We start from the raw sequence: 18,513 nt of genomic DNA, 5'->3' as shown, positions 1-18,513 counted from the left end.
CCTTACGCCACCATCGAACCATAGGAGTTGAACCCATGAACCGCCGTTATGTCGCTATCCTCGCACTTGCATTCACCACCAGCGTCATCGCCTTCGCCGCTCAGGCCGCGGACGTGAAGAATATCGTCATCGTGCATGGTGCCCTGGCTGATGGCTCCGGCTGGCGAAAGGCGACTGAAATCCTCGAAAAGCGGGGCTTCAACGTCACGATCGTCCAGGAGCCGATCACCTCGTTCGCCGACGACGTCGCCATGACCAATCGCGTTCTGGACCTGCAGGACGGCCCCGCCCTGCTCGTCGGCCATAGCTATGGCGGCATGGTGATCACCGAAGCCGGCCATAGCCCGCATGTCGCCGGCCTTGTCTACGTCGCGGCCTTCCAGCCGGACAAGGGCGAGAGCCTGCTCGGGCTCGCAAGCTCGAAGCCTGCCAGCGGCATGAACATCCGCGAGACGAAGGATGGGAAGTATCTCTACATCGACCCGGTGGCCTTCCCGAACGACTTCGCCGCCGATCTGCCCAAGGACGAGGCCGCATTCCTCGCGAAATCACAGGTCTTCGCCTCTAAGGAAGCGTTCTCGGCCAAAGTCGGCGAGCCCGCCTGGAAGGTGAAGAAGAGCTGGTCGATTGTCGCTACCGACGATCGCTCGATCAATCCGGACCTCGAGCGGGACATGGCAAAGCGCGCCGGCAGCGACATGACCGAAATCAAGGCAAGCCACGCGGTCTTCGCCTCGCAGCCGGAAAAGGTGGCGGAAGTCATCGAAAAGGCAGCAAAAGAGCTCAGCCGCTGATTCCTGATGCGGATCGCCGCTGCGTAGCGATCCGCATTACCGGAACATATTTGACCGCCTGGAGCGGTACCTCGCATTCATGAATCAGCCGAGCCGTGATCGGCTTCACCTAAGCACCCTCACGGCCTGGAATGCAGCAGCAAATACAGTCAAGGCGACACAACGCGCGACTTTCCCCTTAACGAGGCGGCAATAATTCTCACATTGTCGTTAATCTGTTGAAAACAGCATCTAGGTTCCCCCTGCCGCGGTCTTTCGAGGAGAGAGCCGCGCTGCGGCGCTTCAATGCGGCGTATTCGATGAACCTAAACCAGGAATGGAGACCATCATGGCAAACGTAACTCCTGCTTCCGGCGGCGGTGCTGACGCGGCTATCGCAAAAATGGAGGCTGCATTCGACGCGGCCATCGAAAAGTCGGCAAAGATCACCGAGATCACGACCGAGAAGAAGACCGAGCTCGACGCTACCAAGCAGCGTCCGCAGAACTAATCCTGTCGGCGCGGACGAGAAAATCGTCCGCGCCACACCGCTCCATGACGGGGTGGTTTCGTGGTCGGTTTGCGCCAGCCGGCCTGTTGCAGAATGAATTCGATGAAGGGGTGCACCGTGTCGTCGAACAGTCTGACTTTCCCCAGCGCCACGGCGCTGTCGCCGGCCATCGTTGCAACGAAGCCAGGAGCGCTTGCGCTCGATGTGCTCTCGGGCATGCACCATGGCGTGCGCGCGCCAATCGACGGTGAAGCCTGCACGATCGGCTCTTCGCCAAGCTGCGATCTCGTCCTGTCGGACCGGGATATCGCTCAGGAACATCTCCAATTGCGTTTCTACGGCCGCCAGGTGGCGATCAATGCCATCGGCGGCGCCGTCACCGTCGAGGGGCGCCCGGCGCTGCAGCGCGGCTACGGCTGCCGGGTCAAGCTGCCGGTGACGCTGACAATCGGCGACGCGAAGCTGCGGATCGCCCGCGACACGCCCACCGGCCCGATGATCAAGCGCTGGGGTCCTTATGCGGCCGCCGTGGCCGTCGCGCTTGCCATGATGCCGATCGTTGCCGTCCAGGCCGGGATTTCCGGTCTCTTGCCGCAGAAATCGGCTCTTTCGAACGATCAGCTGACTGTCGGCTCCGTCCCAGCCGCAACCGCTCCGTCGGACGGCGAGATCGTCGGCACGCTCCAGCAGAAAATCGCGGAAGCCGGTCTCGGCAATCTGACGCTTTCGGCCGATGGCCGCCGTATCGACGTGTCGGGACAAGTCCCGCCGGATCGTATGGAAGCCTGGCGCGACGTCCAGCGCTGGTTCGACCGCTCCCATGGCGGCCGCTATGTATTGACCAGCCTCGTCTCGGCCGCCGCCGTCACCGATGCCCCGAAATTCATCTTCCAGGCGGTGTTCTTCGGCGACAATCCTTACGTCGTCGATGCCCGGGGCGAGCGCCGCTATCCCGGCGCGGCACTTCAGGACGGCTGGATGCTGAAGTCGATCGAAGACGGCCAGATCCTCGTCGTGCGCGGCGGGCAGGAGTTCAAGCTTACCCTATGACGTGCAGCAGACGTTCAGGAGGTTCGCAATGAACGAAACGCTGCGACCTGTCACCATCGACCGACAGCGCCTCGACCGGGCTCTGGCCGAAGCGGCAAAACGCGCAGACCCGGTCAGCCGCGCCCAAATAGAGGCGTTCGAAAGCGCGCTTCGCGTTCGCCGGCGCGGAAGCCTTGCGCACGGCGCCTCGCTACGCGGCGAGATCGATCATCTTACCATGCCGGAAATCACCGACTCGGGCATATTCGGTAATGAACGCACGATGAGCCTGCTCGACCACATCATCACCGCGGTCCTGCCCCGCCTCGATACCAACGAGGACGTCACATCCATTGCCAAGGCCATGCTGGAGGAGGAGATCGACCGCCGGCGCGACCTGCAGGCGCGGATGGACGAGGAAGGCGGTGTCGAATGACCAGGACGGGTAAGACTGATGCCGATTCCGCGGAGCTCATGCACGCGCTTGGCTATATCTACATGCGCAGCGGCCAGAAGGGTCGCGGCCTCGTCTTCCTGCTGATCGCCAACCGGATCGATCCCGACGATCCCGGTATCCTGCGCACGCTGGCGGCCGCCCTCATCGAAAACGGCGCCGGAGAGCGGGCGCTCGGCGCGCTGGAAAGGCTCGAGGAAATCGACAGCGATCCGTCGGCGCACTTGCTTCGGGCGCGCGCCTTCTGGGTGCTCGACGACAAGCCTCAGGCCTACCGCTCGTTTCGTGACTATCTGCAATTGCGGGGTCCGCAATGACCGGAATCGTCGGCACGCTCAACCGCCTGGCGCGCCTTGCGTCCTACCGCTCCGACGTGATCGTCGCGAGCTTCATGATGCTCGCCGTCATCATGATGGTCATCCCGCTGCCGACGTTGCTGGTGGACGCGCTGATCGCCGTCAACATGGCCTTCAGCCTGCTGATCCTCGTGGTCGCCTTCTATATCGGCCGGCCGGGCGATTTCTCCTCGCTGCCGCCGATCATTCTCATCGCAACGCTGTTCCGTCTGGCTCTGTCGATCACCACGACGCGCCTGATCCTCCTGCATGCGGATGCCGGCGATATCGTCGCGACCTTCGGGCGTTTCGTTATCGGCGGCGAGGTCGTGGTCGGCCTCGTCGTCTTCCTCATCATCACCGCGGCACAGTTCATCGTCATCACCAAGGGCGCCGAACGCGTCGCCGAAGTCGCGGCCCGCTTCACGCTCGATGCCATGCCCGGCAAGCAGATGTCGATCGACAACGATCTGCGCAATGGCGATATCGACCAGGCGGAGGCCCGCGGCCGCCGCTCGCGTCTCGAACGAGAAAGCCAACTCTACGGCGCCATGGATGGCGCGATGAAGTTCGTGAAAGGCGACGCGATCACCGGCCTGATCATCGTCTTCGTCAACCTCATCGGCGGACTTCTCGTTGGCATGTTCAATCGCGGCATGAGCTTCGCTGACGCATCGCATACCTATTCGCTTCTCACCGTCGGCGACGGCCTGATTGCCCAGATCCCGGCCCTGCTGATCTCGATCGCCGCCGGCACGGTGGTCACCCGCGTCGCCTCCGAAACCGAAAGCGATCTCGGCACCGAGATCTTCCGCCAGCTCGGATCGAGCGATAAGGCGCTGGCGCTGGCCGCTGTCATCCTTTTCGGCGCCGGCTTCGTGCCGGGCTTTCCCACGCTGATCTTCTTCGGCCTCGCGGCGCTCTTCGGCGCGCTTGCCTTCATGATCTATCGCCGCCGTCCCAAGCCCGCCGCAGTACCCGACACGAGGCCGGAGATCGAAACGATCGAGGCTGACCAGGGCCCGGTCATCGAGCACACGATCATCTCCAGCGGCTCGACGCGCCATCGCGTGGTCGTGCATGTCGGCGTCAACCTCGCCGAAGCCGTCTGGCCGGAACGGTTCCGCGTCGAGACGGATCTCGTGCGCGACGCGCTGAAAGCGGACCTCGGCCTGGAAATGCCCGCCGTGGAAATGCGGCCTGATCCGAACTTGGTGCCGGATCGCTTTCGCGTCGACCTTGAGGGCGTGCCAATCATCGAGGGCGAAATCCCGGAGAACAGTCTGCTTCTCAACGACGACCCGATGCATCTCGACCTTCTGCAGGTGCCGCGCCGCGATGGCCCGGCCCTCATCAGCGGTCAACGCACGATCTGGATCGGCAAGGATCACGCCGATGCGCTGGCGGAGGCCGGAATAGGCTTCTACGACCCGGCCGCGACACTTGCAAAATGCCTGTCGCAGTCGCTGCGCCGCTATGCGGCGCATTTCATCGGCATCCAGGAGACACGCGAACTCCTGACCGGGATGGAAGGCGAGTATTCCGAACTCGTCAAGGAAGTTTCGCGTGTCGTGCCGCTGAACAAGCTTTCCGACATCCTGCGCCGCCTGGTGGAAGAGGACGTGCCGATCGGCAATCTGCGCGCGATCCTCGAAGCGCTGGTGGAATGGGGCGGTCGGGAGGCCGATACGCTGCTGTTGACCGAGCGCGTGCGCATCGCCCTTGCCCGCCAGATCTGTCATCGTCACGCGCAGCTTAACCGTGTTCTGGCGGCCTATGTGCTGTCGCGCGCAGCCGAAGAGGGCGTCCGAAACGCCATCAAGGTCACCGGCGTCGGCAAAATGCTCGCATTGCCGGAAGAGGCCTCGCGGGCGATGCTTTCCCAGCTGCGGCAGGAGCTCAATGACAACGACGAGAGCCAAGCAGCGGTGCTTCTCACCTCGCTCGATATCCGCAGGGTGATGCGGAACTACCTCCTGCGCAACGACATCGAGATTCCCGTTCTGTCCTATCAGGAGATTGCACCGGAATATTCCGTACAATCCCTGATGTCTGTCACAATAAATTCACAAACGCGAAATCGCGCAATTAGATCAACAACAAACGACGAAATAACGGGGAAGGACGCACCCACTCTCGCAGTCACTTCATCTTGATGCACGCGTCCTTTTCGACCACGCCATGGATGAAGGACGAATCATTACTGAGCTTCATCCGACCGTCGCGGCATGCATGGGGAGAATACTGACAGAATGATGAGATCGACCATCCTGGCGAAAGGGCCGACCCTCTTTCTGCTTCTCCTTTCCTTCAGCCTTCTTGCACCGCTTGCAAGGGGGCAATCCTTCAGCGTCGATGCGAAATCCGGCCAGGCCATCATGCTTCCGCTGGGACAGGGACGTATCCTGCGCTTCGACCAGYCGGTGGAATCGGTCTTCATGGCCGATGCCAAGGTCGCCGACGTGCGCGTCGTCTCGCCTGGCGTGGTCTATGTATTCGCGCTCAAGACCGGCCGCACAAACCTGATCGCGCTCAGTCCCGACGAGACGGCGCGCGGCACGATCGATTTCTGGGTCGTGCCGGATCCGCGACCTGTGAAGGATGCGCAGCGCGCCGTCCAGCCGAACAGCACGATCGACGTCTCGCTGTTCGGCGAACAACCCTTCGCCCGCGGCCATGCCAAGACGATGCAGGAGGCGATGGACACCTCGAGCGCCATCGAGGCCTATGCCCCGGAAAACCAGCCCGCCATCAACGATACGACCGTCTCCGGCGCCAACCAGGTCAATATCCGCGTCCGTTTCGCGGAGGTGTCTCGTAACCAGCTTCTCCGCTACGGCGTCACCTGGGATGCCTTCGTCAGCGCGGGCAATTTCTCGTTCGGCTTCGTTTCCGGCGGCAATCTAGGGGCTGATGCAGCCAGGGGAGCCTCCAACGCGCTGAGCGCCGGCGCCGCCTGGAACGGCAACCRCGTCGACGCGCTTTTGGAAGCCCTGCAGGCCAACGGCATTCTGACGGTTCTCGCAGAACCGAATATTACCGCGGTCACTGGCGAAACGGCAAGCTTCCTGGCCGGCGGCGAGATTCCCGTGCCCGTGCCGGTGACCAACGAACAGGTCGGTATCGAATACAAGCAATACGGCGTCTCGCTGCTCTTCACGCCGGCGCTTCTGCCGAACGGCCGCATCTCCATGCGTGTTCGCCCCGAGGTCAGCAGCCTGTCGGCGAGCGGCATGGTCAACATCGCCAATCTACAGGTGCCGGCCCTCCAGGTGCGGCGCGCCGATACGACGGTCGAAGTCGGCAGCGGCCAGACGTTTGCGATCGCAGGTCTTTTCCAGCGCAATGCCTCGCAGGACATCGAGAAGGTGCCGATGCTGGGCGATGTGCCGATCCTCGGCGATCTCTTCAAGTCAAAACGTTTCCAGCGCAACGAGACGGAACTGGTGATCCTGATCACGCCCTATCTCGTCGAACCGGTCGAAGAGCGCAATCTCAAGACCCCACTCGACAGCCCCGCCGGCGCCCTCTCCGGCCCGACTGCGGCCAAGCGTACCAAGACCAACAAGGGGTTCGGCTTCTATGTCGACTAAATCGCCCATGATCACCTCGCCCCGTGCCGTTGCAATCATTGCCATCGCCCTCACCCCGCTTGCTCTCGCCGGATGCCAGAACAGCGTTCAACGCGATCCCCTGCCCTATTCGCCGAACTATCATATGACCGCCGCCGCCGGCCCGGTCAGCAAGGGCTATGAAAAGCAGGCAGGCCGCCTTGTGCCCGACGCCTGCGTCACGCCGGATGTAACCGAAGACCCGCTCTATCTGCCGCCCGGATGCGCCAACAACATGAACCTCCAGCTGATGGCGGAGCGCCAGAGCGATCTCGTGCGCGGCCGCAGGACCGGCCCCGCCATGGCCGCACCGGTGGTGCGGGCCGCCCGTCACAGCATCGACGGCACTACTCCTGAGCGAGCGCCGGCGGAACAGCAAGACGTCGGTACAACGGGCCTCGTGAATTGAGGACCGGATGGGCTCAGCTGGACGCAAGCAGGCCGATAGCACGGGCCCTGGCAGCAGGCCCCTTGATCGCGCGGACCTTTCGCGCTTCGGCAAGGAAGGCCCGCTTTTCGGCGTCCGGATAATCCGGAACGGCAACAGCGGCCGCATCCTTGTCATGCTGGCCGAGCGTCAACACCAGCATCAGGTTGCGGAAATGCCGGGCCTCGGCGCGAGGCGATTGCGTTACGGCGCCCAACGTCGCGACGGCCGCTTCATTGCGGCCCGACACGGCTTGCGCAAGCCCGAGATTGGATTGGGTGTCGAGATTGCCCGGATCGAGATTGCGCGCCTGCGTGAACGCCGTTTCCGCCCCCTGCCCGTCGCCGGTGAGGATAAGCGCGGTACCGAGGCGATTGTAGGCAGTCGAGGTCTTCACCAGCGGCGCGGCAACGGCCAGCGTGCGCGCGGCACTTTCGACCTGACTGGACTGAAGCTGCGCTGTGCCGAGCCCAAGAAGAGCCCGCCCGTCATTGGGCGAGGCATCGAGCGCGGTTCGAAAGGATTGCGCCGCCTGTTCGGGCTCGCCGGCGGCGATCTGCGCGTCTCCCAGGCGGGAATAGCCGCGGACCTTGTCGCTGGAGGCCTTTGCCGCTCGCTCGTAGAGCGAGGCGGCCGTGCTGTGATCGCCGCGCTGTTCGATATCCTGTGCCAGCTTGATAAGGCGCGCTTCTTCGTCCTTCGGACCGCTCTCGGTCTTCTCGCTGGTGGTGCTACAGCCAGCCAGGACAAGTCCGAGCAGAACCAGGGCGTTCAAAGAGTGATGCCGCATTTCATCCCGTCCGTTAGGTCCGCCGTGGTTCTAGCCGCTCATGTCCGGGCTGACAACACGCGACCGGCGTCTTTCCGAAGGATTGGCACGCAAGCCGCCGTCGAGAGCACATCACGGGAGAACTTCGGATGAGCGGAACAAGCGAAGAAAAAAGCCTCCCCGCGTCAGACAAGAAGATCCGCGACGCCCGCGAGAAGGGGCAGGTTTCCAAGAGCCAGGACCTGGTCGCCGGCACCGTCCTGTTCGCATCGATCGCCTATCTCGCCTACGCCGTGGCGGGCGTGCAGGCGAAGATCGAGGAACTCGTCGACCTCATCGCCCGCCGGGTCCACATCGACGCCTTCGCCGAACTGTGGCCAACCGTGCTCGCCCTTGCCGGCTCCATCTTGACGAACCTGGCCGTGCCCTTGCTGGCGGTCACGGTCGCCGCCATCGTTCTCACCAATCTCGTCGTCATGAGAGGGTTCGTCTTCTCGACCGAGCCGATCACGCCGAATTTCGAACATATAAATCCGGTCTCGGGCGCCAAGCGCATCTTCTCCATGCGCAGCGTCGTGGAATTCTTCAAGTCGCTCTTCAAGCTCGCGGTTCTGGCGACCGCCTTCGTCGCCATCTTCCGCATGGGATTGCAGGCGCTCATCCTGTCGCCCATTTGCGGCGCGCCCTGCCTCACCAATGTCTTCAAGGCATTGCTCCAGCCCTTGATTATCACCGCTGTCATCGCCTTCATCGTCGTCGGGGTGATCGACGTGCTCGTCCAGGATTGGCTGTTCAAGCGCGATATGAAGATGACAAAGAGCGAGCAGAAGCGCGAACGGCGCGATGCCGAAGGCGATCCGGCGATCCTGCAGCAGCGCCGCAAACAACGGCGCGAAATGCAGGCTTATGCCACCAAGACCGGATTGATGAACGCCTCGCTACTCGTCGGCGCGCCGGACGGCTGGACCGTCGGCATCCGCTATGTCCGCGGCGAGACCCCGGTCCCGATGATCGCCTGCCGCGCCAGTCCCGCCCAGTCGCGCACGATGATTACCGAAGCCTTGCTGACGGATATTCCGGTGATCCGCGATACCGAGCTCGCCGACGCGATCGCCCGCTCGGCGCGCACCGGCGAACCCGTGCCTGAGAAAATGTTTCAGCGGGTCGCCGACCTGCTGGTCGCCGCCAAGCTGATATGACACAGGATATTAGGACAAGATACAGACCATGCTCCGACCGTTCACATCATGCTTCCTCACCCTCGCAGCGCTCCTCGCCTTTGCCAGCGCTCCGGCCCATGCCCAGTCCTCGGGGTCCCGTCCTGCCTTTGACGACGGCTATATCGACTTCCTGTTTTCGCCGACGCATCCCGGCACCGCTCCTTCAGGACCGGCCGACCGGGCGGCAAGCGCCGATCGCAGCACGCGGCAGCGCGTCGCCTACCGGACGAACGAAGCCGCGGGCACGATCCTGATCGATACAGCGGCGCGCCGCCTCTATCTCGTCGAGCCGGGCGGCTTTGCGCAAAGCTACGAAGTCGGGGTCGGCAAGGAGGGTTACGGCTGGTACGGCAGCGAGCGCGTCAGCGCCAAACGCGAATGGCCGGACTGGCGCCCTCCCGCCGACATGCTTGCCCGCCGGCCGGACCTGCCCCGCCACATGGCGGGCGGGCCCGATAATCCCCTCGGTGCGCGGGCGCTCTATCTCGGCGAAACTCTTTACCGCATCCATGGCTCCAACCAGCCCGAGACGGTCGGCACCGCAGCATCATCCGGTTGCTTTCGCATGACCAATACCGACGTGATCGATCTCTATGATCGCGTCGGTATTGGCGCCAAGGTCCGCGTATTTTAGGGGCAGCACAAAAAATTCATAAAACTGTAACCCGAGAGTACCGCCGCTTGCCTATAGTTCCCGCATCCAAAGCAGTGTTGACGACTTTTCCTTCAACCAGATCGAGAGCGCGCCATGGCCTACAGGATCGACGTGAATGCCCGGTATCGGTTCGATGAAAGCAATGATACCGCAACGCCAATCCCGCCGGCCCAAGGCGAAGCATTCCGGCGAGACATCGATCTGATAACACGGGAACGRCAAGGCGGCGGCGATAACGGCCACAACGACCAGCCCGAGCTTGGCGACCGCGTCTTCGTCGTCGAAGCAGGCGACACGCTCGAAAGTATCGCGCGGGAAAATTTTGTCGACCCGGCCGAAGCGCTTGCGATCAATGGAGACGAAGCCAACCACAACGGCGATCTCCTTCATCCCGGCGATATCGTCATCCTCCCGGCGCCCGAACCGGAAATCGTCGCCGAGACGTCACCTGACCAGGCAGGCGAGCCGGCAGGGGAAGACGACTTCATCGACTCGCTCTTCGATCGCGGCAACCAGATCGAGTACAGCGAGCCTGCCGATGGTATCGACGCCGCGGCGGAAACGGAGGCGATGAAGCAGGATGTCGCCGAATATCTGGCGGCCCTGCCGCCAGAGGCCCGCCAGGCTGCGGCGCTGCGTCTTTCGCAGGCCGATTGGGTGGATGCTGGCCCGGCCGGGATCGCCGTTTCCCAGGCGGTGGAAGACGCCGGCCTCGACAGCGATCCGGTCGAAGCCTTCGCGTCCGAACTCTATGATCGCGGCAATGCCCTGGAATATGCCGACCCCTCGGCCGCCATCGACCACAGCCGCGAAACCACCGCGCTGGCCGGTGACATCGAAACATTCCTTCAAACGCTGCCGGAAAACGAGCGCGCCGACGCGCTTCAGAACCTCTATGACCGCGACTGGAGGGATGCCGGGCCGGCGGAGCTTGCGATTGAGCAAGCCGCCACGTCCTCGGGCATCGAATTGAAGACGACGGGGCATAACGGCCCGACGGTAGAAGCACAGATCCGTTCGATCGTCGACAATGCCAAAGCGTCGAGCAACGATGAACAGGCGCAGTTCCACGCCTTTGCCGAAAGCTACGGCAATGCCAGCCCCGAGGTGCAGCAGGCGCTGCTCCGCACGGGTTATGCCAGCGACTTCATCGGCTCGATGGCCGATTATGCGACCGAACCACTCGGCGATTTCGACCCATCCCAGGACCTGCAGGCCAAACCCTATGAAAGCTTCCTGCGCCTTGACGGCATGACCGAGGGGGTCGCGCCTGCACTGGCCGCGGAGCTGGTTTCGGCAGCCATGCCGGAGATCGAGCGCGCCAACACCCTCTATCAGGAGCAAACCGGCTATCCCATGCTGGGTGTCGGTGGCGTCGAAGCCATGCTGAAGATCGCCGACCGGATAGAGGGTACGCCGCTCGGCGACAGTATCATCGAGCGCTGGGCCGAAATCGGCTTTTATGCGCAGAACGAACTGACGCGCTCCATCGGCGCGGGCGGCAGCTTGYAATACGCATTGGAGCTGTCCGAGAGAAATGGGGCGGACACGACCCTCCTCACCCAGGATATCCTTCCCGGCGTCCAGCAGACCCAGTACAGCGCCAACAGCGCGGTGGATGAATATTCCGCCCATATGGAGGAACTGCGCTGGCTGATCGACAACCACGGCGACACGATGACGCCGGCGCAGCTCAACCAGGCCATCGAGGATTACAAGACCGAGAAGGGCGATGCGTGGATCGAAACCGAAGAACGCCTCGAGGCGGAGGTCGCCAAGCACGGTGAAACGCTCCTCGATCAGCTGACCCAACTCGGAAACTTCCCGGACCAGCCCGCCGAGCAGAAGGCGCTGATCAACGAGCAGATCGAAACCATCCTCAACGACGATCGCTCCTATCTGGCGATCCAGACGGCGCTRCGCACCAATCCGGAGCTTCTCGATAGCCCGCAGATGCTGAACTTCCTCGGCAGCCAGGGACGCCTCACCGATCGCGGCCGCAAACTGGCCGAGGAAGTATTCACCCAATATGTGCAGCGCGACGTCCTGCCGAAATTCACCGATTTCAAGCCCGGCGACGCCGCAAGCATGCAGGAAGTCCGCGACAGCCTAGCGCAGTTCCGCGATAGCAAGTTCGCCAAGCTCCTCGGCGTGACCGAAGGGGACATGAACAAGGCGATCACCGCGATCGAAGCTTCGCTGCCGACCGCGACCGATACGCCGGAGATGATCCAGCGCAAGATGGAGACGCTGAACAGCGATCTCAACTCGCTCGACGGCAACAAGCAAAGTGGTATTCGGACCTTCTCCACCTCGACCGTGCCCGGCCAGTTGCTGCGGATGATCGGCGCTGCCGGAAGCGCCGCCAGCCTCTACAATTCCGCTCGCATGGCCGGCACGGAGCCCAATGTCGAAAACATCCTGAAGGCAACCTTTGACGCGGCGGGTCTCTGGCAGCGCTCCGTCGAGATCCGCAGCGGCCTCAACATGATCAATCCGGATTCCTTCGCGGTCCGACATTTCGACGGCAGCCTGCGCGGAGGCACCAAGCTCCTTGGCGCGATCGGCGCCGTCTTCGACGGGGTGAACTCCGTGCAGGCCTTCTCGCAGGGCGATCCGCTGATGGGGGGTATCCATGCCGCAACCGCGGCCGGCGGCGTGACCGCCGCCTTCGGGGCCGGCACGATCGCCGGACCGATCGGTCTCGGCGTGGTCATTCTTGGCGTCGGCGCGTCCATGATCGTTTCCGATGTTCGCGAAAGCAACAAATACGATAACGAAACCTCATCGCGCTTCCTCGATCACTCCGATCTCGACACAGATGTCGCCAAAGCCCTGGTCGATCAGAGCGGCGACGGCCACAGTCCCGTCCCGCTTCTCATCGAATACGCAAAGGATAAGGGCTTCGATTTCGACAATCCGGCCCACCAGTCAGCGTTTGTCGACTGGCTGAACAACATGTCCCCGGAGCAGTTGGCGACGCTGCGCGACAACGTGCATCACACGATCGACGAGTTCGGCGGCGACGCCACCAAGCTGGAAGCGACCGCTTCCGATGATTATGAATATACGAGCGACATGCTCTATAACCAGGAAGTCGTGACGCCGTACAAGACCATTTTCGGCGAACGGTTCTATGTCGAGGATGGCGACGCTTCGCCGAGTTCCGTAACCCAGATCGATATCGCGCTTACCACGCTCGGCATATCGGAACTGGCCCTGCCGACGGCTTGAACGAGTTCGCGATAGCATTCCAAGCGTCTATGGGGTCTCTCTTTTGTCATCCGAGAGGCCCCGAGCCCTGATGCCGGCCACGACCTCACTCGCGACCTGCCTCAGGTCCCCGCGGGAGGCGCCGTCGCGTGCCTGCACTGAAAGCCCCTGCAGGATCGTGACGAGATAACGGGAGAGGGATGCGGCACGATCCCGATCCAGCCACGGCTCGAGCTTCAGAGCGATGGTGTCGCGCATCATGCTTCGGCGCTCCGCCAGTTCGCGGGCGAGGTCGGCATGGTCTTCGCCGCACTGGATCATTCCACTCGAGATCATGCAGCCGAGCTCCTCGTCGGGATCGGTGACGGCATCGATGGCGCGATCAAGGAGGGTTTCGACCGTTTCGCCAAGACTGGCCGTCCCGCCAAGATTGCCCAGGGCCCGCGGCAGGCCGGAATATCGATCGAGCGCCTCGCGGTAGAGGCCTGCCTTGCTGCCGAACGCCGCATAGAGGCTCGGCGGCGCGATCCCGATCGCCGCCGTCAGATCATTGAGCGAGACGCCCTCATATCCGTGCCGCCAGAACAGGCGCATGGCGATATCGACCGCCTGATCCCTGTCGAAAGTGCGCGGCCCGCCTCGACGTTTCTTCACGAGCTTATCCATAGCGATCACTAAAGACAACTTGACACCATAAGGCAAGCGTTTAGTTTGTAGCGATCACTAAACATAAGGATGAATGTCGTGAATACACTGATGTTGATGGTGCAACGGAGCCAGCCGCATACGGGGCTAGGCGTCGGCGGTTCGAGGTCTGGCAAGCTCGCCTCGGTGATGCGCGCGCTATGGCTGGCCGTCCTAATGACGATGGTATCCTCAGTCGCGATGGCGGCGCAGAAGAACTATACCGTGAGTTCGCCGGATGGCGTCGGCATCGCCGTTCAGGAAGGGGGTAACCCTGCCGGGCCTCCCATCGTCTTCATCCACGGATTGCTCGGGAGCCATCTCAATTGGGAGAGCCAGCTGAACAGCCCCGATCTTTCGCGCTATCGGCTGATCACCTTCGATCTTCGCGGCCATGGGCTTTCGGGAAAGCCGCAGGATGCGCAGGCCTATGGCGACGGACGCCGCTGGGCTGACGACCTGCGCGCCGTGCTCAAGGCAACAAAGGCCGAAAATCCGGTTCTGGTCGGCTGGTCGCTGGGCGGCGCCGTCATTTCCAACTATCTTGCGGCTTACGGCGATGATGAGATCGCAGGCTTGGTCTATGTGGGCGGCGTGGTCGAACTGAAAGCCGAGCTGATAACCTCACATCCCGATGTCTATGCGGGCCTTGCTTCGGATGACCTGAAGGTTCACCTCGATGCAATGCGCGACTTTCTGGCGCTCTGCTTTGCGACGCAGCCGGATCGGGCGACGTTCGAGCGTCTGTTATCCAATGCGGCGATGGCATCATGGATCATGACCCGGACAGTGCCTTCCATGTCGGTCTTTGCGGCGGAGGGGCTGCCCAAGATCAAGGCTCCCATGCTGATGCTTTACGGCGAAAAGGATGCGCTGGTCATGGCGCGCCCGAGCCTTGAGCGTGCAAAGGCACTCAACCCGGCAATCCGCTCGCAGATCTATGCCGATTCCGGACACGCACCATTCCTGGAGGAGGCGCAACGGTTCAACCGCGACCTGGCCGATTTCCGGGAGTCGGTTCCGACGCACTGAAGATGAGGGCGGAGCGGGCTGGCGGATCGGCAACTCGTCGCCTGCTTCTGTCATTGTCCGTGCGCCTGTGCCTCAAAGGTGCTGGCACGTCCTAATGCAAACCGAATTTCCGGCCGGGCTTGGATCAAGCCCGGCCGGAGCAACACCTTACGACAAGCCGTCACTCGTCTCAGGCCAAGCATCGTCCGGCACATCCCAAAGGTCGCCGTGCGGCACGCCGTCGATCTCGTATTTCGTCAGATATTCGCCGAGGAGACTGCCGAAATTGTCGGCCTTGGTCTGCTGCTTGCCTTCGGCGATCAGCCCCGGAAGGAACATGGCAATCGCGCCAACACCCGCGGCCAGCATTCCAAGTCCGCCGGCCAACGGCGCCATGATTGCTCTGAGAGCATTCGAACCTAGAAGACCCGCACCGCCTTCGACGGCCGACGCCAACCCGGCCAACGCTCCGAGCGACCCTGCGGTAATATTGATGCCGCCGGTCACGTCATCGCCCTTGCGGATAGCCTTGACGCCGTCGAAAATGCCGTAGGCTYCCGCCACGACGCCGGCCAGGCCGCCTACTCCCTTGGCGATATTTTCGGCCTTGGTCCAGTTTTTCATTTTCTCGTCGATGAAGTTGGACTTTTGCTCATCGGTCATCTTGCCGATCTTCTTGCCGAGATCGCTGCCCGGATTCTTCTCCGCCACGTTATTCAGATAGTCCTTGTAGGCCTTGACGCCACCTTCGGTGAGCAGCGTTACCGTCATGACTGAACCCGTGGCGATATCGACCTTGTTCTTCTCGGTCAGGTTTCCGCCGCTCTGTGCACCCTTGGCGATGGTGACGCCGGCCATGAAGATACCGCTGATGCCATGCAGAACGCCCTTGTCGGCCAGATTTTTGACGTCAGGATTCAGCCATYCCTTCTTAAGTTCGGCCAGCGACTTGGTGCCTTGCCGCAGAACGTCCCAGCTGCCCCTGATGCCGGTCATGATCTGGTCGGCTGTGGCGGTGGAGCCGTTGGGATTGGTCACGAGCTCCGGATTGGTCTTGATGATCTCGTCGACCATCGCCCGCACCTTCTCCTCATCCAGCTCGTCGCCGCCATTGATGCCAAAGGCCGATTTCAGATCGTCGAAGGATCCGTCTTTCATGAGGTTGTCTTGGGCGATTCTGTTGAAGTTGTCGTTCAGTTCTTTATCGAACTTGCCGGTAAAACCCGGATCCAGAGCCGCATTGTAGAGAGCGACCTCGGCGCTATAGGCGCTGACCGCCTCCTCGAAGGTGTTATCCTTCATGAGTTCCTCGAGCCGTGTTCCGGAAACGAGGGACTTTTCGTAGAAGTCCTTGAACTCCTGAGCATGCTCGGACGACCCAATCGCATCCCGAATTGCCGCCGGATCCTTGATGCCGAGCACCTCCTGGTAAAGGCTCGCGGACGTGAAGAATTCGGCGAGAGCAGACTGCTGGTCGGTCTTTCCGTCCTTCGTATTCGTATCCCAGAGCTTATTGAGCGCACCACCGGACTTGATCTCGTCATCGTAGGTCTTCTGCAGAGCGTCCTTCAGGCCCGGATTGCCTTCCAGCAGTTCGGTCATCTGCTTGGCGCTGTTTTCGTTGAGATATTTGACCACCTCCGGGTCACTCTCGAGAATGCTGATATGGTTGTTGAGATCGTTGAGAATTTCGTTCGGATCGGGATGGGTGCGCGCACGGTTGGAGATGGCGACCTTGCCGTAGTCGTCGCCCCACATGCCGGCCTCGGCGCCCTTGATGACGAGTTGCTGGGCCGCCAGCAATTCCTGCAATGCCGCTGCCTTTTCTTCGGCCGAGTGCTTGTCTGGATTTTCGAAGATATCCTTGTTCAGCTTGCTGACATCGACATCGCCGACGGCGTTTCCATTGACCGCACTGGATAGGAAGTTGATCGCGGACCCCGCATCCTTGGGAGCCTGCGACTTGATCCAATTCGAGATGTCGTCCTTGCTGACATTACCGTCCGGCTTGAATTTCAGCGGATCGGCGGCCGTCTCGAGCTTGCCAAATGCTCCCGGTTTCGACCAGAAATTCAACGCCTCCTTGAAGTCGTCGCTGATCTGCGGGTTCTCGTCCATGTATTTCTTCAGGTCGTCGGCCGTCAGCTTGCCGTCGGCGCCGACCTTGCCTTTGATCGCGTCGTAGTTCTCACCGATAAGGGCGGCGTATTTGGCCAAGGTCTTCGAGGTTTCGTCGGCATCCTTATTGGCGCTGAGGAAGTCCTTGTAGCTGCCGATGTCTTCCGTCTTCTGCACATCGGGCAGCGATTCGAAGCCGTATTTGCCGAAGTCCTGCAGACGGCCCGCCTCGGTGCCGTGCCGTGCCTCGTCGCTGCTGGTGAAACCGTCGATACTGGTGTTGGAGACACCATCTCCGGACTGCACCTTGCCCTCCGAGTCGTACATGGTGATGCGATCGAGAACCTGGATAGCGCGATAGGCGGCATCGGCGTCCTTCTCGAAATCGCCGACGCRCTCCTTCAGCATGTCCTTGACGCCACTTTGGTTGCCGAGATTCTTCAGCAGCGGATTGTCATCGATGATGTCCTGGGCGGAGCGCTTGTCGTCTTCCGGCAGCTCCCACTTGATGCCAGCCTTCTCCGCGGCCTCGCGGGCCGCCTTGTCGTCGCCGACCGTGTCCGGGTTCTCCATCTTGCCCTTAAGATGCGAGAAGCCGTACTTGCCGAAGTCTTGCAAACGACCGGCCTCGGTGCCGTTGCGTGCTTCGCCACTGTTTGTGAAGCCGTCGACCCTGCCATTGTCAACATCATTGCCGGCGATCCGCTTCCCGTCGCTGTCGAACCGCTCGATGTGCTCCAGAACCTGGACCGCCCGGTAGGCGGCATCGGCGTCGTTCTCGAAGTCGCCGACCCGCTCCCTCAGCATGTCCTTGACGTCACTCTGGTTGCCGAGATTCTTGAGCAGGTCGCTGCCATTGATGATGTCCTCCGCCGAGCGGTCATCGCCTTCCGGACGCTCCCATTGGATGCCGAGTTCCTCGGCCTGCTTGCGCGCCTCCGGATCCTCCACCGCGGACGTGATATCGTTGAGCTCTCCCTTGAGATTGGAAAAGCCGTATTTTCCGAAATCCTGCAGGCGGCCGGCCTCGGTGCCGTGCCGGGCCTCGTCGCTGCTGGTGAAGCCGTCGATGCGGTCATTGCCGATGTCGTTGCTCGCTAGGCGCTTACCGCCGCCATCGAATGTCTCGATGTGTTCGAGAACCTGTGCGGCGCGATAGGCGGCATCGGCGTCGGTTTCGATATCGCCGCCGACCCTGAGTTCGAGTGATTCCTTGACCCCCGCCTGGTTGCCGAGGTTCTTCAGCAGCGGGTTGTCGTTGATGATCTCCTCGGCCGAGCGGTTGTCGCCCGCCGGTCGCTCCCAGCGTATGCCCGCATCCTGTGCCTGCTTTTTCGCGTCCTCCCATGCGCCCACATTGTTCGGATCGACAGAATCCGGATCGACGGGGCTCGAAGGCTTGCTCATGACTTTGGACATAGGGGCACCTCTCCTGTCGTGTGACGTTCGGTCAGTTTCGATTAAGGATTGCGCTCAGGTTAAACGCCCGTGTGTGTAGTGCATGTGACATGGCGTCATCTTATTGGAAGCGAGACAGTAAAACGCCGTCCCATGCCCGGAGCACGATTTCGGGCGACACTAGACAGGCCGATCTTGGGCGGCTAGCAGGGATGCTCCCGCAGACCCGAGCCGAGACCGCCATTGCCTGCAGAAACGGCTGGGCGAAGCGCTCGTGGCGCGGAGCGGGTTGACAAGGCACAAAA

At 62.0% G+C, this 18,513-nt stretch carries 15 protein-coding genes; 12 read left to right on the top strand and 3 right to left on the bottom strand.

All coding sequences use genetic code 11. The annotated features are described in order from the left end of the window. Positions 1 to 35: 35 nt before the first annotated feature. The 8 genes from LCM4573_RS16115 to LCM4573_RS16085 all read left to right on the top strand — a co-directional run bounded on the left by LCM4573_RS16115 (position 36) and on the right by LCM4573_RS16085 (position 7,122). Complete coding sequence (locus LCM4573_RS16115; protein ID WP_071007401.1) at positions 36 to 794, top strand: alpha/beta fold hydrolase; 759 nt, start codon at positions 36 to 38, stop codon at positions 792 to 794. A gap of 328 nt (positions 795 to 1,122) precedes the next feature. After that, positions 1,123 to 1,284 carry a hypothetical protein gene (locus tag LCM4573_RS28310; protein WP_170986339.1) on the top strand — a complete coding sequence of 54 codons (162 nt, stop codon included), beginning with the start codon at positions 1,123 to 1,125 and terminating at the stop codon, positions 1,282 to 1,284. Between the two features lie 117 nt (positions 1,285 to 1,401). Continuing rightward, positions 1,402 to 2,334, top strand: coding sequence for an FHA domain-containing protein (locus LCM4573_RS16110; RefSeq protein ID WP_198539735.1), 933 nt, complete (start codon positions 1,402 to 1,404; stop codon positions 2,332 to 2,334). Positions 2,335 to 2,362: 28 nt separating this feature from the next. Next, entirely contained in the window at positions 2,363 to 2,749 is a 387-nt protein-coding gene (locus LCM4573_RS16105; protein ID WP_071007400.1) for a hypothetical protein, read from the top strand. Further along, the gene (locus LCM4573_RS16100) at positions 2,746 to 3,084 is read left to right on the top strand and encodes a M48 family metallopeptidase (protein ID WP_071007399.1); all 339 of its coding nucleotides are present in this window, start codon (positions 2,746 to 2,748) and stop codon (positions 3,082 to 3,084) included. Before LCM4573_RS16105 ends, LCM4573_RS16100 begins: the two co-directional genes overlap by 4 nt. Further along, positions 3,081 to 5,258 (top strand): type III secretion system export apparatus subunit SctV, encoded by a 2,178-nt coding sequence (gene sctV, locus LCM4573_RS16095; RefSeq protein WP_071007398.1) that lies wholly within the window; start codon positions 3,081 to 3,083, stop codon positions 5,256 to 5,258. Before LCM4573_RS16100 ends, sctV begins: the two co-directional genes overlap by 4 nt. Positions 5,259 to 5,354: 96 nt before the next feature. Further along, positions 5,355 to 6,695, top strand: coding sequence for a type II and III secretion system protein family protein (locus LCM4573_RS16090; RefSeq protein ID WP_116285541.1), 1,341 nt, complete (start codon positions 5,355 to 5,357; stop codon positions 6,693 to 6,695). Then, entirely contained in the window at positions 6,685 to 7,122 is a 438-nt protein-coding gene (locus LCM4573_RS16085; protein ID WP_198539734.1) for a hypothetical protein, read from the top strand. The genes LCM4573_RS16090 and LCM4573_RS16085 overlap by 11 nt, the downstream gene beginning before the upstream one ends. Positions 7,123 to 7,135: 13 nt before the next feature. On the opposite strand, the gene LCM4573_RS16080 is transcribed toward LCM4573_RS16085, so the two are convergent. Further along, on the bottom strand, positions 7,136 to 7,930 hold the full coding sequence (locus LCM4573_RS16080; RefSeq protein WP_071007396.1) for a lipopolysaccharide assembly protein LapB: 795 nt from the start codon (positions 7,928 to 7,930) through the stop codon (positions 7,136 to 7,138). A 128-nt stretch (positions 7,931 to 8,058) separates the two neighbouring features. Here LCM4573_RS16080 and LCM4573_RS16075 point away from each other — a divergent pair, with 128 nt between their 5' ends. From LCM4573_RS16075 to LCM4573_RS16065, 3 genes are all read left to right on the top strand, one after another. Further along, positions 8,059 to 9,108: an EscU/YscU/HrcU family type III secretion system export apparatus switch protein gene (locus LCM4573_RS16075; RefSeq protein ID WP_071007395.1), complete on the top strand. Its 1,050-nt coding sequence runs from the start codon at positions 8,059 to 8,061 to the stop codon at positions 9,106 to 9,108. A gap of 28 nt (positions 9,109 to 9,136) precedes the next feature. Next, positions 9,137 to 9,763, top strand: a complete 627-nt coding sequence (locus LCM4573_RS16070) for a L,D-transpeptidase (RefSeq protein ID WP_071007394.1) — start codon at positions 9,137 to 9,139, stop codon at positions 9,761 to 9,763. Positions 9,764 to 9,877: 114 nt separating this feature from the next. Next, positions 9,878 to 13,018, top strand: coding sequence for a LysM domain-containing protein (locus LCM4573_RS16065; RefSeq protein WP_071007393.1), 3,141 nt, complete (start codon positions 9,878 to 9,880; stop codon positions 13,016 to 13,018). Positions 13,019 to 13,045: 27 nt separating this feature from the next. Here the strand turns inward: LCM4573_RS16065 and LCM4573_RS16060 are convergent, their stop codons facing one another. Beyond that, positions 13,046 to 13,663: a TetR/AcrR family transcriptional regulator gene (locus tag LCM4573_RS16060; RefSeq protein WP_071007392.1), complete on the bottom strand. Its 618-nt coding sequence runs from the start codon at positions 13,661 to 13,663 to the stop codon at positions 13,046 to 13,048. A gap of 78 nt (positions 13,664 to 13,741) precedes the next feature. Here LCM4573_RS16060 and LCM4573_RS16055 point away from each other — a divergent pair, with 78 nt between their 5' ends. Then, complete coding sequence (locus LCM4573_RS16055; RefSeq protein WP_244505341.1) at positions 13,742 to 14,713, top strand: alpha/beta fold hydrolase; 972 nt, start codon at positions 13,742 to 13,744, stop codon at positions 14,711 to 14,713. A 147-nt stretch (positions 14,714 to 14,860) separates the two neighbouring features. Here LCM4573_RS16055 and LCM4573_RS16050 read toward each other — a convergent pair whose 3' ends face one another. After that, positions 14,861 to 18,229, bottom strand: coding sequence for a type III effector HrpK domain-containing protein (locus tag LCM4573_RS16050; RefSeq protein ID WP_244505340.1), 3,369 nt, complete (start codon positions 18,227 to 18,229; stop codon positions 14,861 to 14,863). Positions 18,230 to 18,513 lie beyond the last annotated feature (284 nt).

The organism is Rhizobium sp. LCM 4573, assembly GCF_001854865.1.
Classification (GTDB): domain Bacteria; phylum Pseudomonadota; class Alphaproteobacteria; order Rhizobiales; family Rhizobiaceae; genus Neorhizobium.
The sequence above is the reverse complement of the archived record's forward strand: the minus strand, read 5'-3'. Positions and strand labels throughout refer to the sequence as shown.

Coding starts and splice junctions, on each gene's coding strand:
- LCM4573_RS16115 (WP_071007401.1), top strand. CDS start 36: ATGAACCGCCGTTATGTCGCTATCCTCGCACTTGCATTCACCACCAGC.
- LCM4573_RS28310 (WP_170986339.1), top strand. CDS start 1,123: ATGGCAAACGTAACTCCTGCTTCCGGCGGCGGTGCTGACGCGGCTATC.
- LCM4573_RS16105 (WP_071007400.1), top strand. CDS start 2,363: ATGAACGAAACGCTGCGACCTGTCACCATCGACCGACAGCGCCTCGAC.
- LCM4573_RS16100 (WP_071007399.1), top strand. CDS start 2,746: ATGACCAGGACGGGTAAGACTGATGCCGATTCCGCGGAGCTCATGCAC.
- sctV (WP_071007398.1), top strand. CDS start 3,081: ATGACCGGAATCGTCGGCACGCTCAACCGCCTGGCGCGCCTTGCGTCC.
- LCM4573_RS16085 (WP_198539734.1), top strand. CDS start 6,685: ATGTCGACTAAATCGCCCATGATCACCTCGCCCCGTGCCGTTGCAATC.
- LCM4573_RS16080 (WP_071007396.1), bottom strand. CDS start 7,930: ATGCGGCATCACTCTTTGAACGCCCTGGTTCTGCTCGGACTTGTCCTG.
- LCM4573_RS16075 (WP_071007395.1), top strand. CDS start 8,059: ATGAGCGGAACAAGCGAAGAAAAAAGCCTCCCCGCGTCAGACAAGAAG.
- LCM4573_RS16070 (WP_071007394.1), top strand. CDS start 9,137: ATGCTCCGACCGTTCACATCATGCTTCCTCACCCTCGCAGCGCTCCTC.
- LCM4573_RS16060 (WP_071007392.1), bottom strand. CDS start 13,663: ATGGATAAGCTCGTGAAGAAACGTCGAGGCGGGCCGCGCACTTTCGAC.